Origin of the sequence: Snodgrassella alvi (assembly GCF_002777855.1) — a bacterium.
Classification (GTDB): domain Bacteria; phylum Pseudomonadota; class Gammaproteobacteria; order Burkholderiales; family Neisseriaceae; genus Snodgrassella; species Snodgrassella alvi_E.
This window is the reverse complement of the sequence record NZ_MEIK01000040.1, coordinates 323,911-341,088: the sequence shown is the minus strand read 5'-3', so window position 1 is coordinate 341,088 and position 17,178 is coordinate 323,911. Positions and strand designations below refer to the sequence as shown.

Here is a 17,178-nt window from a genome sequence, read left to right as displayed (position 1 = left end):
TTATTGTTGAATGCGGAAGGTGAAAGCAAACTGGCCTTGGATAACAGCGAACAAGGCAAAATCATTGCAGGTAAACAAGCGGTAATTCACACAGCCGCTTTTGACAATAACAGTGGCAGCATAGATGCAGACAGTCTGGAATTGAGTGCGGATAGCGTTAACAATGCAGGCGGAGCAATACGGGTAAATCAGCAATTAAAAGCTCAGATTAACCGTAATCTGAATAATCAGAACGGAATTTTTGGAAGTGGAGCAGACCTACTGTTGAACAGTGAAGGTGAAAGTCTACTGGCAGTTGATAACAGTGCGGGCGGTAAAATTATTGCGGGTAAACAGGCAAAGCTAAATACGGCCAGCCTAAACAACAGCAAAGGTAGCATAGACAGCGACAGTTTGGATTTAAAAGCCGTACGCATAAACAACAGCGAAGGGGCGATACGCACCAACAAACAGCTGAAAGCACAGATTAAAGAAGAATTGAAAAACCGCAACGGTTTGATTGGCAGCAGTGAAGAATTATTGTTGAATGCGGAAGGTGAAAGCAAACTGGCCTTAAATAACAGCGAACAAGGCAAAATCATTGCAGGTAAACAAGCGGTAATTCACACAGCCACTGTTGACAATAACAGTGGCAGCATAGATACTGACAGTCTAGATTTAATTGCTGATAGCGTTAACAACACGGCTGGTGCCATTCGAACCAATAAATTACTACGTGCGCAAATTAATCAACTCTTATTGAATCAGAATGGTCAAATTAGGAGTGCCGAAAATATCGATATACACGATAATCATAAAAATACCCTCGGTGTGGATAATACCAATAATGGACAAATACTCGCTGGAAATGATTTAAGTTTACAGGCAAAAAATCTGAGTCATTCAGGCGTAATGGCTTCAGGTCATGACGCTGTTATTTATTTAAGCGAAAATTCTGATGTTAATGCAGATATCAGTGCCAATGCCAACCTGAAACTCCATAGTGATGGCAAAATCACCAATAGCCACAGCCTTACTGGCGGTGATAGTGTTATTGTTGAAGCGAGCCAAATAGAAAATCAAACAGGTGGTTCTATTCAGAGTAATCGGCAGACTGAATTAAGTGCAGTAGACAATATAGTTAATCGTGGTCTGATAAACAGCAATGGCCTGACTCTGATTCAGGCTGGAAATACTGTTGATAATGTTGGGACCGGACGCATTTATGGAAATCATGTTGCCATCGGTACGAGCAATTTGTTCAATAGGGAAGAGACAAAAGGAAATGAAACCAAAGCAGCAGTTATTGCTGCTCGTGAGCGGCTGGATATTGGTGCAATAAATATCGTTAATAAAGAAGAAGGATTAATAACCAGTGAAGGTGATATTGGAATAGGTGGAAAACTGGATGCACGGCTTCAGGCTACAGGAATGGCAAACAGCTTAATAAATAGCAGTGCCCGCATTGAAGCAAAAGGAAACGGCAGTATTGCAGTGAATGACCTGCGCAATTTTAATAATCATTTTGCGTTGGAAGAATATTTAGCCAGTAAACAGCATATTCAACAATATAAATTTCCCAAATTGACTGATTTTTTGACTGAGGGTATTGACGGCCATTTCGACGAGCGAAAAAGACATAATAAACATGCTATATTCATATATAAAAATGGCAACTATATAAGAGACAATAAACAAAGTATAACTTGGAGAGATTTTACGCGAAGTACATACAAACAACGAGTTAAAGAAAGTAAACCAGGAGAAATAATTGTTGGAGGTGATCTGAATATCAGTGGCCAATACTGGGAAAATAATAATAGCAAAATTCTTGTAGGAGAAAACCTACTTGGTAGTGAAAATATACAGCTAAATAATATTGAAAGTAAAGGTAAACAGACAATTATCGATGATGGTTGGATAGGTGGATTTAAAAATTCTCATAAAAAATATAAAAGAAAAAATACAGGTAAAATAAATAACCATTCGATTACCGACACAGATCTTGAACAACCGGTAAGTATTATTCAGCAGCATGTAAATATCAGTATTAACCAAAATAAGGCTGATTCAGCTGATTTTAATAAACGACAAATAGATAATTCTGGTAGTAAAAATTCAGAAGAGGAAAGTAAAAATCAACTTAACTATAATCAACAGAAAACAGCTAGTGACAACGGTCTTTTAAGTGAAAATAAGAGTACTGGTAGTATTAACAATATTCAGGGAAATAATCAACAACAGGTAAATAATAGTAATGAGCAAGCTGATCTACCTAAATTTAAGACTATAAATAGTTTCAATAATCAGTTGCCCAATAACTCTTTGTATCATGTCGATCCGAATAATAAAGGCTATTTGGTCGAAACAGATCCAGCCTTTACCAATATGAGAAAATGGCTGGGAAGCGATTATATGCTCAATTCATTAGGTCAGGATCCAGAGAAAATGCAAAAGCGACTGGGTGATGGTTATTATGAACAGCGCCTGATTAATGAGCAAATAGCTAAATTAACCGGATTTCGACGTTTGAATGGTTATTACGATGACGAAGATGAATTCAAGGCACTGATGGATTCAGGTATCAGTGTGGCAAAAAAATTGGGATTGGTGCCTGGGGTAGCATTAACTGCAGATCAGATAGCGCGTCTGACCAGTGATATTGTCTGGCTTGTTGATCAGACTATAACCTTACCTGATGGCACCCAGCAGACGGTTTTGGTACCGCAAGTATATTTGATGGTTCGTGACGGCGACCTTAATACTAGTGGTGCCCTGATTAGTGCAGCTAATATCCGCTTGCATACTAATAAAGATATTAATAATCAGGGAACAATTGCAGGACGTAAAATAGTAGATTTAGGTGCTAACAATTTCGACAATAGTGGTCTGATTAGTGGTCAGAAAGTTGGTTTAGAAGCTAATAATAATATTAATATTATTGGCGGAACGGTTCAGGCTCAGGATTTACTTAGCTTACAGGCTAAACACATCGATATCAACACTACAACAGTTACCCATGGTGATGAGAGAAATGGGGGAACAGTGATAAATAGGGTAGCTGGTCTATACGTGACAGGCAATAATAATGGCATTATGGCAGTCAACGGAATTGAAGGATTAAATGTTAATGGAGCCAATATTGTAAATACTTCAACGAATGGATTATCTCAGTTAGCAAGCAGTAAAGGGAACGTAAATCTTGGGACGGTACAAACAGCCAGTCATATAGGATATGGTGCTCTAAACGCTAAAAACCATCTTGCTCTGGATCATGCAGATGAAATAGGTACGCAGTTTATGGTTACTAATGATGCTCAAATAATTGCTGGGAACCAAGTTAATGTCCGTCAAGCAGATATAAACAGTAATAATGGGAATATAAGCATTTATGGCAAAGAAGGCGTGAATATTACTGAAGGCAGGAAACTAGTAGATATGGACGAGTCTTATTACAGCAAATCCAAAAAATTTCTGTCAACCAAAAAAAGTATTGATAAATATCAATTGCATCAAGATGAGGCTGTAGCCAGTAATATTACAGCCAAGAACGTGAATATAGGTACAGAAAAAGATTTGAATATTCGTGGCAGCAACATTATTTCGGATAATCAGACTTTATTACAGGCCGGACATGATATCAATGTCGAGGCAGCTGTAAATCAATATCAGAAAAATGAATATCATGCACGTAAAAAGTCTGGATTAATGAGTAGTGGTGGACTAGGTTTTACGATAGGTAGTTTAAAAGAAACAGATAATACAATTAATCGTAATATTATACACAGTGGCACAAGTATCGGTAGCCTCAATGGTAACACCACTATTATAGCAGGCAACCACTATATTCAGGCTGGAAGCAGCGTGTCTTCACCAAATGGCGATGTCACCATTGCAGCTAAACAGATAGATATCAACGCAACAAATGATATTTATAGCAGTGATAATCTTCATACTTATAAACAAAGTGGTCTAACATTGGCTGTTAATGTACCTGTAATAAATTCAATACAAAGTGCCAGTAATGCTATAGAGAAAGTAGGCAAAAGTAAAAATATACGTGTTAATGCTATGTCTGCATTAAACGCCGGAATGGATACTTACAAGGCAGGCCAAGTAATTTCTGATATTGCCACTAATCCACAAAAATCCGCCGATGTTGGCGTAAGCATTACTGTCGGCCAGCAAAAGAACCGTAGTGAAAATCACAGTCGAGACAGTATAGCCTCGCCCAGTCAGATATTTGCAGGTGGCGCAGTAAATCTGTTAGCAACCGGAGCTGGAAAAAATTCCAATATCAACATTCTCGGTTCAGATATAAGCGGCAGCAAAGGCACCCATCTTCAAGCAGACAACGACGTAAACCTGCTAGGGGCCGAACAAAGTCATAATGAAAGGAGCAGTAACAAATCTAGTGGCTGGAATGCAGGCGTGGCAATCAACTATGGTTCTAATGGTTTCTCATTCGGCGTTACTGCCGGTGCAAACGCCGGCAAGGGAAATAGCAGGGGTGACGAAACCAGTTATCGCAACAGCCACATAGGCAGCAATAGCGGCCAAACCAGCATCAGCAGCGGAGGCACAACCAACATCAAAGGTGCACAGGTAACCGGTAAAGGTGTCAGCATGGATGCGGCGGAGCTAAATATTGCAAGTTTGCAGGATAAGTCCAAATACAAAAGCAAACAGCAAAACGTCAACGGAAAAATTACTGTCGGCTATGGGGTATCCGGTACAGCTGATTACAGTCAGAGCAAAATCAAAGCAAACTATGCCTCTGTTACCGAACAAAGCGGCATTATCGCCGGTGATGATGGATATCAGCTTAACATCAAAGGCAACACTGATCTTAAGGGTGCCATCATTACTTCTAGCAGAGCGGCCGAAGCCTCAGGTAAAAACCGCTTGATTACTGGCAGCCTCACTAGCAGCGATATCCACAATCACAGTGATTACAAAGGCAGTAGTTTCGGTATCAGCGTCAATGGCGGCTTAAGTGGGTCAAAATTGAAACAAAATCCACCTAGTAATAACGACAAAATTAATTTGTCTAACCAAGGTTCTACTGAAGTAAATAAATCATTTGGTTTCGGTCAAGATAGCGGCCACACTAGCGGCGATACATACAGCGGCATTAATACCGCAAACATCCTTATTACCAATGCCACTGAACAGCAACAAAGAACCGGTAAAACTGCAGCAGCCACCATTGCTGCTATTCATACTGATGTCAACAGTGAAAATTATGCCAAAAATGCTGGTTATCTGGTCAATAACTTTGACAAAATCAAAGTTCAGAAAGAACTGGATTTACAACGTGAAGTGACGCAAGAATTTGACCAAAACCGTCACGACTTACGTGATATTTTGCATGCAGTTGCTGATAATAAACGCCAGAATGCAGAAGATATCCGCAAGAAAAACTACATAGACGGCAAAAATGGCTACAATACAAACGAATCACTTGCACTTGAAGATAGTGCCGATAGTTGGGATAAGGCCGCTTTTTATACGGATATGGCATTAGGTACATTATACGGCTATGGTGACAGCACAACTCTCGTATTAACACATGGGGAATCAATAGCTAATCCTGCTATTAGAGCTGCAACCAGACCTATACAAATATGGGAGGTAAAATGTATTCAAGATAGTTTATATTGTTCCAATAATGGTTTTGATGACAAAAAGAGGCCAATAGATGCTGATAGCTTATACGCAGAAATAGGAGACAAACGTCAAATCTTTGATATTAAAGATATCAAGCCTGGTGAAAATTCTAATGTAATTACTATATCTAATCCGGGTATACTTAATTCATTAAATGATTCTTTAAAAAATGCTGTAAAGCAAAATGAGTGGAAAACAAGTGCAGACGGTATTTATGTAGTTTCCAATCCAATGACTGGGAATTATTTATCAGAAGGTTTATATGTTTTCTATGATAAGGTTAATGATTTGCTTGGCGGGCGCCTGCCGTTGACTAATTCTGAAAAAGCTAATATCGAAATCTATAAACATGTAAAAGACAAGGGGTATTTATTAGACATAAGTAGTCATAGCAGAGGCGGATTAACAGCTAGTAATGCTTTACAAAATGCTAATCGCAACGGCTTAACGGGAATACCAATAAGGGAAGCAAGATTTTTTGGAACAGCAACCTATGTTCCTGATTATGCGAATCAGTTAGTATTGAATGGTTTTGAAGGAAGTCAAGCCTCTTCAGCTGTGCATTACAGCGATTTTGTTGGTAGAAGTCCTTTGGCATTTTTACGCACTTGGTTTACGATGGGAGGTAATTCACCCACTGGTGGAGTAGAGGATAAGTGGTTTATGTATTCTCATAGTAGTTATTTTGGTGAAATACCTAATCAAAAACTAATAGATGAAAAAGGGAGAAATATTGACGCAAATGGTAATCTTACAGGAGAAAGAAAAAATGAAAATCCATATTTTAAAGATTTCAATGATAAGTGGATTGATGGTCCAAACCATAATTTGAATAAAATAAATCCTTCAAAACCTATATTAGTAAAACCTACTTTAGTTGAAAAATAGAGAAAAATGATAAAACGCATAATGAATACGTAGAGAAAAGTTATGCGTTTTATCAGCATAATATGTGTTTTAACAAATTTATTATTGTTTAATTGTTTTAGAATACAAAAATTAGTTTTAAACGCTTTTACCCAACAGTTTTTTAATCATCTGTATAGATTAAGAGAAAAGGGTTTAACTACTAAATGATTATCTTGCCACTTATTGGATAAGCCAAGAAAGTGTCTTCAATTTGGTTGATTATTAAATCAATGTTACTAAAAAATGAAAACGAAATGTACAAAATCAAGGCATATATTTATAAATATATTAACAATTAAGCTAAAAACTTAAGTAAGGATAAATATTACCAAACCTGTTTTACTCATAGAAGAATTAATACTATTAGAGTAGTCATTACCAATGAAAACCTTGAAAAGCAAGCAAATAACAAACAAAATGTAAGAGAACGAGTATGTGTAGTTTGAGCTATATTCAATATTGGATATCTTAATGATAATGGTGGATATCTGAATATTAATTTTTTATGTAAATGAATAGAAAAAAATAGATAAATATATTAAAAAATCTAAGGAAAAGATTTTATAAATTAATACATAATTAGTTAGATATTAGTGAGTACAGATGTTTGAAAATAACTTAAATGAATTACTAAGGAGAATCTCCACAATTAATCGAGATAATTACAGCTATTGTATGTGGTAAAATTTTCCTGTTTCATGAAAAGTAATTTTTACATTGTTAAATTTTCATGAGCTGAAATAATTTAAAAATTTTTTCCGTTATTCCATTTCCCAAATTTTTTATATAGTTAGATGTATTACTTGTAAATTTAAATCAACACCAGCATTATTAATCCATATTGTTATTTGGGATAAAGAATATGGCTTTGGAACGAGGTGGATATGCGGAGAAATTGGGCAATCGATATGAAACGAATTGGGTTGCCTATCAGCTGGTGCGGCTGCTAGAAGAAAAAATTGCTTGGGTTATTGTAGAACCAATTGGTCAGGATGAGCCAGGGGTGGATTTAGTTATTGGAAATCATGATGGAACAACTGAACATCATCAGTGTAAATCCAGTAAAGGAGAAAGTGAATATTGGACGCTAAGCCATTTGCATAATGCAGAAATTTTATCCAATGCATTATATCAGATAAAGAGAACAAACACTGAATATCATCTGGTTTCTCCTTTAAGCTGTAAACACTTAAGTGATCTAAGAGACAGTGCACTTAATAGTAACGGGTATGCAAATGATTTTTTGCGCTATCAGATTAATACTAATAAACGGCGAGAAAAATTTTTTCAACAGTTATGCGATTATTTGAATCTGGATATTAATAATCCATCAGATATCAACACAGCAATTGTTTTCTTGAAAAAATTTAAAATTGAACAGTTCATTTTTAATGAGAACGTTCTGGACAGTCTGCTAGGAAAAATTTCTCTTTTATACTCAGCTGATTCATTTAATTTGAAATCGTTATTCGAATTTCTTAAACACTATACAACTGATAATAATAAGCTGCGCCAGCAAATAACTTCTTTTAGTTTACATCAGGATTTACAGAAAGCAGGGTTTGAAAGAACTACTTTTAATGACGATAAACGAGTCAGCACGGTAGTTATTAAACTATCCTCTGAATTTGAAAACTCTTTACGCCCGTTTTTAATTGATGGAGCCATTATTCAGAAAGATGAAGTAAAGCAGCTTATTGCTTCAGTCAATCATCATGCTGTCACCTTGCTTACTGCTGAGGCCGGAATGGGAAAAAGTGTGTTGTTATTGCAACTGCATGACTATTTACAGCAACAAAATATTGTGTCAATTCCCGTACGGCTAGACAGAAGGCGGCCGGAAAATAATTTGACTGAATTTGGCAAAGCACTCGGTTTCATCTCATCGCCGGCAGTGTGTGTGAAAAAATTTGCCGCGGGTAAGCAAATTGTGTTTATCCTTGATCAGCTTGATGCCATACGCTGGACAACCGTACACTCTTGTCAGGCTCTGGAAATTTGCCGTCAGTTTGTTCAATCTATAATCGAACTAAGAAAAAAAGGTATCAATATCAGTGTGGTTTTGGCCGCAAGAACATTTGATATGTATGAAGATATTGCTTTATCGGGATGGATAGAAAGTATTGATAAAGAATGTGCCAAAATCAAAGTATCAGAATTAAGTGCAGCTACAGTAAGTGAAAAAATAGCAGGTTATGAGAATTATTCCGTGCTAACAATAGAAAAGAAACGAATTTTAAGTATCCCTTTATGGCTTGGTTTCTATCTGGCTATTGCAAAGCGCATTCAATCTGCACCAAAATTTGATAATAAACTGGAACTGGTGAAAAAATTCTGGGATAACCGCATGCAGGAAGTGAAACAATGCGGTGTAGATGTGTCCGCAGCCTTAGCACAAGTAGACAGAATCATCGACATACTGATAAGCAATAATTGTTTATCTATAGCAGAAAATATCGTTGTAGCCGGCAATGGAGAGCTTAGTGCATTGATATCAGTTGGATTGCTCAGTAGCCAGAATAACCAGATCAGCTTTCGCCATCAGGCATTGCTGGATTATCGTGTAGGTAATGCTTTATTTCAGACGGCTTTGAATTCTCCTGCAAAGTTACTGGTTGCCCTTGGGGCTAAGGAAGAGCAGATGCTGACCAGAAGAGAACAGTTGAAATATGCCATGAATTTGTTGCTGCAAACCAATCAGCAGAGTTTTTGTAAATGTGTAGAAACTATTTTATTTGCTGAAAATGTCAGGTTTCATTTAAAACATCTGATTTTATGCTGTATAAAGGAAATTCAAGAATTGAAATATCCAGCGCGCCAATTGGTTGACACAATCATTGCTGAACCACAATTTTGTGAGCAATTTTTGCTGAATGGTTGCATTAGTAATAGTTATATTATTAAATATCTAATTGAAAAAAAATATATTGCTAAATGGTTACATAGTAGTGAAGACAATCTATCTATTTTAAGTATTAATCTGTTGTTTTCAGTGGTTCGGGATATACCGAATTCAGTAGTTAATGAAATTACTCCTTTAATCGGTCAGTCCGAGCAGTTAGACAATATAATCCGCAGAACATTGCCAAAGGATTTAGAAAATGATGCTGATGTGCTGTTTGAATTTAGAAAAAAACTGATTAAAAAAGGTTATACGCCAGAAAATGTCAACTGGAAAATACTGGCAAAAAAAAATCCACAACGGGCTTTGCTGTTAATCCGTATGATACTGGATATATATTGGGCTGATTTATGTGCAATAACGGATTCTGATAATTATGATAGAAATACATTGGACTCAAACAACTGTAACTGGCCTGAACAGACTACAAAATTTGTGATGGAACTGGCCAAGCTTGAACCTCAAGCTGTAACCAAATTTCTTCTGGAATATATAAATCCTATTTTTGCAGACAACTCTGAAAAAAAAGTTGTTGATAAATGGTTTTATCAGTTACAGAAGCCAATTGGGCATAAAACCAGTATACAACGAACGATATTTGAGTTGCTTGAAGTGGCTGGCAAAGAGTTACAAAGCAAGCCTTACCAGCTTTTTGTACTGACTAACCCATACTTGAATACTTCAAATCCTATCTTGATACATATAATGGCTAATATGCTACTTAATCTTTCAAGTGAATATGCTGATATGGTGTTGAATTGGTTGTTAATAAAACCAAAGAGGTTATGCTGTGGGAATTTTTGGTATGAATCTGAATGGAATCTCGCTGGAAAACTAATTGAAAAATTTTCTCCTGATTGTTCTGATGAATTAATTAAGCTGTTAGAGCAAACAATTTATTACCTTCCGCCATCTAGGAATATTAATGATATAAAATCAATTCTGGCTAGTAGAAAACATGGCAAATATGAACATTATTGGGGTAAGGCACAATTTATTTTGTTGTCACAACTTGACGAGCACAGAAAAAGTATTAAAACGAAAGAATTAATTGCTGTCTTGCAAAGAAAATTCGGCAATTACAAAAATATAAATCATGGTTATATAGTGAAAGAGTTTGGAGGCTGGGTAAGTTCCCCTTTACCAAAAGAAAAAATTTTATCAGATAATAGCTGGCGCAAATTGATTTTAACACCTATTGCCAGATTAAATTCTAATAAATGGAATCAGAAAAGTGAAAATCAATTGACTGAGTCCAATATCAAAAATTACGCTCATGATTTTGAAACTAATGTACGCAATCAGCCATCAAGGTTTGCTCGCTTGGCTTTAACCTTGCCAAAAACTATCGATGAAGAATTTATTGATGCTTTATTTAATGGTTTGATAAATTCTGCCAGAAATAATGTAGACGAAAAATTCCAATCTGAATGGCAGCCGTGTCCAGATGATTTATTAGAGCAGGTTATTTTGCATTTTTACCATAAAAAGCCTGTATTGAGTTTGGTTAAGCTAATTGCTAGGCGGGTAGAGTGTTTCTCAAAACTGTACATTGATAAGCTGACTTATTTAGCTAAATTTTCAGATAACCCTGAAAAATCATCCTTTAATGATAATAATATCCATGAAAATGATTTGGTATATTCCAATAGAATTTGGCAGGATTCCCAAAATTATGTTCGAAGTGTGGCTTTTCATGGTATAGCATCCAGATTCTATATAAATAAAGAATTTGCTCTGAATCATATTGAAATGATTACTTTGGCCAGAAATGATAATCATCCTGCGGTGAGAGTTACGGTTATTGAGCTCTTACTGCCGATGCTTAATTACGATGCAAATTATGCTCATGAACAATTTATCTCAGCTTGTTATCGGGATATCTGGTTAAGTTTAATTTGTAGAGCGCATTATTTTTTCGATGTAGGTTTTGACGGAAACTATCAACCTCAATATACCGAATTAGTGTTAGTCATGCTGGGTTCAGATATTGAGGATGTTAGAAAGGAAGCTGCTAAACAAATATATAAACGTTGGTTTTTAAAAAATTTATTTACCAAAGAGTTAGAGCAAGTGCTGAAAGGAGACAGTATTTTAAGAAAAGGATATGCAGATTTTATTATTGAAGTACTGGAAAAAGATCAATATCATGATTACATAAATAAAATTGAATATGCCTATGAGTTGTTGTTGAATGATGATAATCTGGAGATAGCTAAAGAAGTGGGTGTGTGTATATTAAAAGAAAATTATTGGAAAAAAAACAATTTAAACAAATTATTCTTTATTTTTGTTAAATCACGCGTGGCAATACATTGTATCTTTGAGCTAAGTTGGGCGATTAAAAATTACCCTGGAAAACTAGCTGATTTGTGTCCTTTATTACTAAATTTGGTAGAAAATATTTCTCGCCGATATCAGGATAAAGATATTCTAGAACCTTGGTATCATGAATCAAATTTGATAACAGTGGTGCAAAGAATATATGATGAAGCCATGGAAGATGAAGATATAAATACCTTAACAAAATGTCTGGATATTTATGATAAATTATTTAAATTGAAACCTTTTACGGCGTTAAAATTAACGCAGAGTCTAGATATAGGTGTTCTGGCCTGATAGCTGGTTCGATTAATATTTTAATTAATCCCTTTCTATGCAAGAATGACTTTAATAAGTTAAATTTAGTTTTTTGTTAATCATTGGCCTAGTTTGAGTTTATTAAAAATAGCGAAATTGCAAAACTGCCTGTAGCTGTAGCTATAGGCAGTTTCGGCTTATCAGGCCGGTTTTAGGATTTATGAAGAAGTTGGCCTGAGTTTCGATGTTGCTGATACTGGTAGTGAGACTTCCGATCAAGGTATTAAGAAGGGTGCTAAATTCCAGCAATTCTTCTGTAGTGACCAACCAGTTATGGTTGGGTTGGTGGTTATATTCGTGCAGAATTTTGCCCAGCGTTTCGGTGAGAATAGCAAAGCTGGTACGGCTCTGGCAAGGCAGCAGTCGAGGATTTCGGTGAGTTGTAGCTGGTTTAGTTGCTGGGCTTTGCTATTGTTAGTTAAATGAGAATTTTGCAGAATGGCGATTTGGCTGGCATTGTTCAGCAGCATGCTGACGCCGTTATATAGACCAATTTGGAAGATAATATTAGTGCTCATTTACGGCCTCTTTTAATTCAGCGAAAGATAGTAAGAAATTGAAGGTTTTAACCTTTGTCACACTATTCTTTTCTGTAATTGAATAATGATTTGGGTACAGAAAAAACGTTTCAAATTTTTAAGCGATTTTATTCCGTCATACTAATCAGCCTTCCAAAACTGGTTATGTTATTGAACATAACGATTATCATATTAATTTGGTGTAAAAATATTGTCGATATACGTTTGATTATCTGATAATCGGCCAGCACTTGGTGAATACTAAGTTATTTAGATTGAATTGGTTTAATTTACGATTTTGTAAAAAAGATTTTATTTAGCAAAGTATTATTTTGATTATCATTGTTTGAGTATTTATACTGTTTTATCGATTGAAGAAGTAATAAACCTTGTGCTTATCATGTTATTTAAGACTATTTTATAAAATTGTAATTGAAGCTTGAATAAAGTGTATGTGCCGGTAGACATAATTTTATGCTTTCAATGGCTTTCTGTGATTAGATAATCTGATGATTAATAATAGATTTGTTAATTCTTATGTTTATAAATTTTGGTCAGTTTTAGTGTTTGAAGTTTTTTATTGTAGCTGGTTTTACGCTAAAAAATGTTGATATTTTATATTAATTGGCGTGCGGCTGAAGGCTAAGTTTATTTTGTGATCTATCACGTTGCTGAATGTAATAATTAACTGATAGATAAATTGATTATTGTCTGGCTAATTATATGGTTATAAATAAAATAATTGTTTCATTACCTTTAGAAAATTTTTAACCTGAAACCTGCGTGTTTAAATCAATTAATCTTTAGGCCATTTTTTTGCGATTTCTGAAGCACTTATTTTTAGTTAAAAATAATAGCTACAAATTTTAGTACTGTTTTTTGTATCTGTTAATTAAATGTTGAGTTGTGCCGGTTTGTTTATGCTGATTTAAGGCTGAATATTTAACATTATTCTAATTTGATTACTTTACTGTGCAGGATAAATCAAGGATCACAGATGTTAAAAGATTAAGGTAAAGAAATACGCGATTTATTTGTGCAAGCTATTTCGAGCAAGTTGTGAAGAAGTAGTTTGATGGTAAACGATTTCAATCTGCAAGTTATAGAGCTGGCTGTATAAGCAGGTCGGTAGCGTAATCATAATAAGTTTTTCACAGGTATTCTTGTACTGTGCTTGTATAAGGTGTAATCAGCTACAAAAGTAATTGTATAAAAATGATATTTTTCATAATGACAGCGATTATTTGTGTCCGATTTGTTTGATTAATTTGTTTAGACGTTCGGCAGCATTTTATAAAGTGAAGCGGTGTTAAACTGTATCATGCGACCATGGGTATGTTTTTCATATCGAGGTCTCCCATAAAGTGCTTCGTTAATAAAGCTTTCTATAAGTAATCATTTCTTGTTTGTTTTTTCAAGTAGACACAATAGCTGTTTGAAATCGGTTATATGCTGATAGTCCTGATAAAATTTCTGTGCTAATAAACTGAGTTGATTCCATTTATAGCACGCTTCGGAAAAAATAATTTCCTGTCCCTGTTGTTCTTATTTATGACAAATCAGTACCAATTTGCCCCCAGCCAATTAAATAAGAAACTAATTGGCTGCATTCATCGTCGCCCTTTGGCATGTGCTTCCATGAGTGGTTGATAGGCGATTTCTTCAGGGACAGCGGCCAGTTTCTTGGTTAATAGGGTGTAGTTTTGATTGATTGCTTTAATCAACTGACTTTTGGATTCTGGTATGGTCTTGTTGTTCTCGCAATTTGTTTAATTATTTGTTTTTTATAATTTTTATGAATTATGGGTTTTTCATCATTTTATTTGAAGATAAAAGCTGAAGTGTTGATTTGCGATGAAGTGATGGTTTATTAGGTTGCTAGGCAAGTGCTGGGTTTGGCTGGTTAGGATTATTAAAATTAATATTTAATTGTGTTTTGTATTTTAAATTAATATTAATTACTTTTTTTATTCTATTTTTGCTTGTTTCGTGTCAATAAATCATTTTGGGTTAACTGTTCTAATCTTGTGTTTGTACAAATTCTAGGGTCTGTAAGTGGTAGGTAGCGGTATATGCTGCTTTTGCAGGCGATTAATCGATGTTTTTTGATGTTGGTGGGGGCGAATGAATAGGAAGATTCCCGAATTGGTGTGTCCGGCTGGTAATCTGCCGGCGTTGAAGATGGCGATAGATCATGGTGCGGATACGGTCTATATGGGGCTGAAGGATGCAACCAATGCGCGAAATTTTGCTGGTCTGAATTTTGACTCTAAGTCTGCGGTAGAGGGAATTACATATGCGCACCGGCATGGGCGTAAGGTGTTGATGGCGATAAATACCTATGCACAGGCAGGAGAAGTAAGAAAATGGCAGCAGGCGGTAGATACGGCTGCCGAAATTGGCGTGGATGCGGTGATTCTGGCGGACTTTGGATTGCTTAAATATGCACACAAGACGCATCCACAACTGGCGCTGCATATGTCTGTGCAGGGTTCGGCAACTAATTATGAAGCAATTAATCTGGCCCAAGAGCTGTTTGGTATCCGGCGGGTAGTGTTGCCGCGAGTGCTGACACTGCCGCAGGTGGAGCAGGTGATTAAGCATACTTCAGTAGAAATTGAGGTATTTGGCTTTGGCAGCCTGTGTGTGATGGTGGAGGGGCGCTGCTTACTGTCTAGCTATGTGACGGGTGAATCTCCAAATACGTTTGGGGTGTGCTCACCGGCAAAATACGTGCGCTGGGAGCAGCAGGCAGCAAGGATGAACGCACGCTTAAATAATATTCTAATCGATCAGTATGCAGCAGACGAGCCAGCTGGTTATCCGACTTTGTGCAAAGGGCGTTTTCTGGTAAATGATGAAACCTATTATGCATTGGAAGAGCCGACAAGCCTGAATGTGCTGGAGATTTTACCGCAGTTGTTAGCCATGGGTGTGGCGGCAATTAAGGTGGAGGGACGGCAGCGCAGTCCGGCATATACGGCGCAGGTAACGAAGGTATTGCGGCAGGCGCTTGATTTGGCGGTACAGTGTCCTGAATCGTTTACGGTGCAGCCGCAGTGGCAGCAGGCGTTGGCTAAGGTTTCTGAAGGACAGCAGGTGACGCTTGGAGCGTATAACCGGCCGTGGAAGTGATGAAGGGGTGTGAGTGATGCAACGAGATAAGCTGGCTTTGTCTCTAGGGCCGATTTTGTTTTTTTGGCACAAGCAGCAGATTGTGGAATTTTATCAGCAGCTGATTGGTGAACCGCTAGCCACAGTTTATATGGGTGAAACGGTATGCTCGCGCCGGCAGGAGTTGAAAGTAGCAGACTGGATTGATTTGGCGCGCGATGTGGCGGCTGGTGGCTGTGAAGTGGTGCTGTCTTCACAGGTGCTATTGGAAAGTGAGTCTGATTTAAAACGTTTGCGTAAGTTGGTGGAGCAGGAAGATTTCTGTGTAGAGGCTAATGACCTTGCTGCTGTACGGTTGTTGCATGCTAAAGGAATTTCTTTTGTCGCCGGACAGGCATTGAATATTTATAACGAGCAAACGCTGGCGTTAATGCAGTCGCTTGGCGCTAAACGCTGGGTGGCTTCAATTGAGCTGTCAGCCAGTCGGCTGGAGCAGATGATTGCGGCGGTACCGGATGTAAACTGTGAGGTGTTTGGCTGGGGGAGAATGCCGCTGGCTTATTCTTCTCGCTGTTTTACGGCGCGCCATTACAATCTGAAAAAGGACAGTTGTGAATTTAAATGCTTGGAGCATGCAGACGGTTTACCAATGCTGACGCGTGAGCAGCAGGCTTTTTTGACGATTAATGGTATACAGACAATGTCTGCTGGTTGTCATTCTTTACTGGCACAATATCAGCAATTGCAGGCAATTGGGGTAAACCGTTTTAGGCTTTCTCCACAAGCACAACATATGGTGGATACGATACGGCTACATCAGCAGGTGATGGCTGGTGTACTGGAAACAGAAACGGCTTTGTCTGAGCTCAAAGGGTATGCCAGTGGTGCACTGGTAAATGGCTATTGGCAGGGCAAGGCTGGAATGAATCAATGTAAAGAGGTGATGTATGCAAATACCTGACAGGGTAATGCCGGGATTGCTGAAAAATGTGGTGGAAAGGTTGCCGGCTAAACCGCCGGCATGGTTGCTGGTACAGACGTTGAATCAGCTGCTAAAAAGAGAAATTTTGCTGGCTGATATGTCGTTGCTAGCCGGATGTTTATTTCGGGTTGAGGTGGCTGACTTGGGATTAAATCTATTTTTCACTGCTTCTGAGCAGCGGTTTATGGTCTCAGATGTTAGTGCTGACGTGGATTTGTGTCTGAGCGCAAATACTGCTGATTTTATGAAGATGTTGTTACGGCAGGAAGACCCGGATACGCTGTTTTTTAATCGTCGGTTAAAAATTGAGGGTGACACGGAGCTTGGGCTGATTGTAAAGAATTTGCTTGATAGTATAGATTGGTCGACTATTCCGATGATGAAATCGTTGGTAAAGCAATGAGTCTGTTTTCTTGATGTAATGAAGATAATTCTGTGGCCGGTATCATGTCGATACCGGCTTT

Annotated in this window: 5 protein-coding genes and 2 pseudogenes; 5 read left to right on the top strand and 2 right to left on the bottom strand. The window is 37.2% G+C overall.

Translation table 11 applies throughout. The annotated features are described in order from the left end of the window. Positions 1–66: 66 nt before the first annotated feature. Together BHC43_RS10560 and BHC43_RS10555 are read left to right on the top strand one after the other, a co-directional pair. Positions 67–4,665, top strand: a pseudogene (locus tag BHC43_RS10560) (hemagglutinin repeat-containing protein); the annotation flags it as partial. 2,755 nt (positions 4,666–7,420) lie between these two features. Beyond that, positions 7,421–12,079, top strand: a complete 4,659-nt coding sequence (locus BHC43_RS10555; protein WP_100157348.1) for a hypothetical protein — start codon at positions 7,421–7,423, stop codon at positions 12,077–12,079. A 236-nt stretch (positions 12,080–12,315) separates the two neighbouring features. Here BHC43_RS10555 and BHC43_RS10550 read toward each other — a convergent pair whose 3' ends face one another. Both BHC43_RS10550 and BHC43_RS11035 read right to left on the bottom strand, forming a co-directional pair. Further along, positions 12,316–12,618 (bottom strand): hypothetical protein, encoded by a 303-nt coding sequence (locus BHC43_RS10550; protein ID WP_100157347.1) that lies wholly within the window; start codon positions 12,616–12,618, stop codon positions 12,316–12,318. 1,395 nt (positions 12,619–14,013) lie between these two features. After that, positions 14,014–14,151: pseudogene (locus tag BHC43_RS11035) on the bottom strand (ClbS/DfsB family four-helix bundle protein); the annotation flags it as partial. 591 nt (positions 14,152–14,742) lie between these two features. On the opposite strand from BHC43_RS11035, the gene ubiU reads away from it, so the two are divergent. The 3 genes from ubiU to ubiT are packed head-to-tail and all read left to right on the top strand — an operon-like array spanning position 14,743 to position 17,117. Beyond that, entirely contained in the window at positions 14,743–15,753 is a 1,011-nt protein-coding gene (ubiU, locus tag BHC43_RS10540) for a ubiquinone anaerobic biosynthesis protein UbiU (protein WP_100157346.1), read from the top strand. 16 nt (positions 15,754–15,769) lie between these two features. Next, positions 15,770–16,693: a U32 family peptidase gene (locus BHC43_RS10535; RefSeq protein WP_100157345.1), complete on the top strand. Its 924-nt coding sequence runs from the start codon at positions 15,770–15,772 to the stop codon at positions 16,691–16,693. Beyond that, positions 16,680–17,117, top strand: a complete 438-nt coding sequence (gene ubiT / locus BHC43_RS10530) for a ubiquinone anaerobic biosynthesis accessory factor UbiT (protein ID WP_100157344.1) — start codon at positions 16,680–16,682, stop codon at positions 17,115–17,117. Before BHC43_RS10535 ends, ubiT begins: the two co-directional genes overlap by 14 nt. Positions 17,118–17,178: the final 61 nt, after the last annotated feature.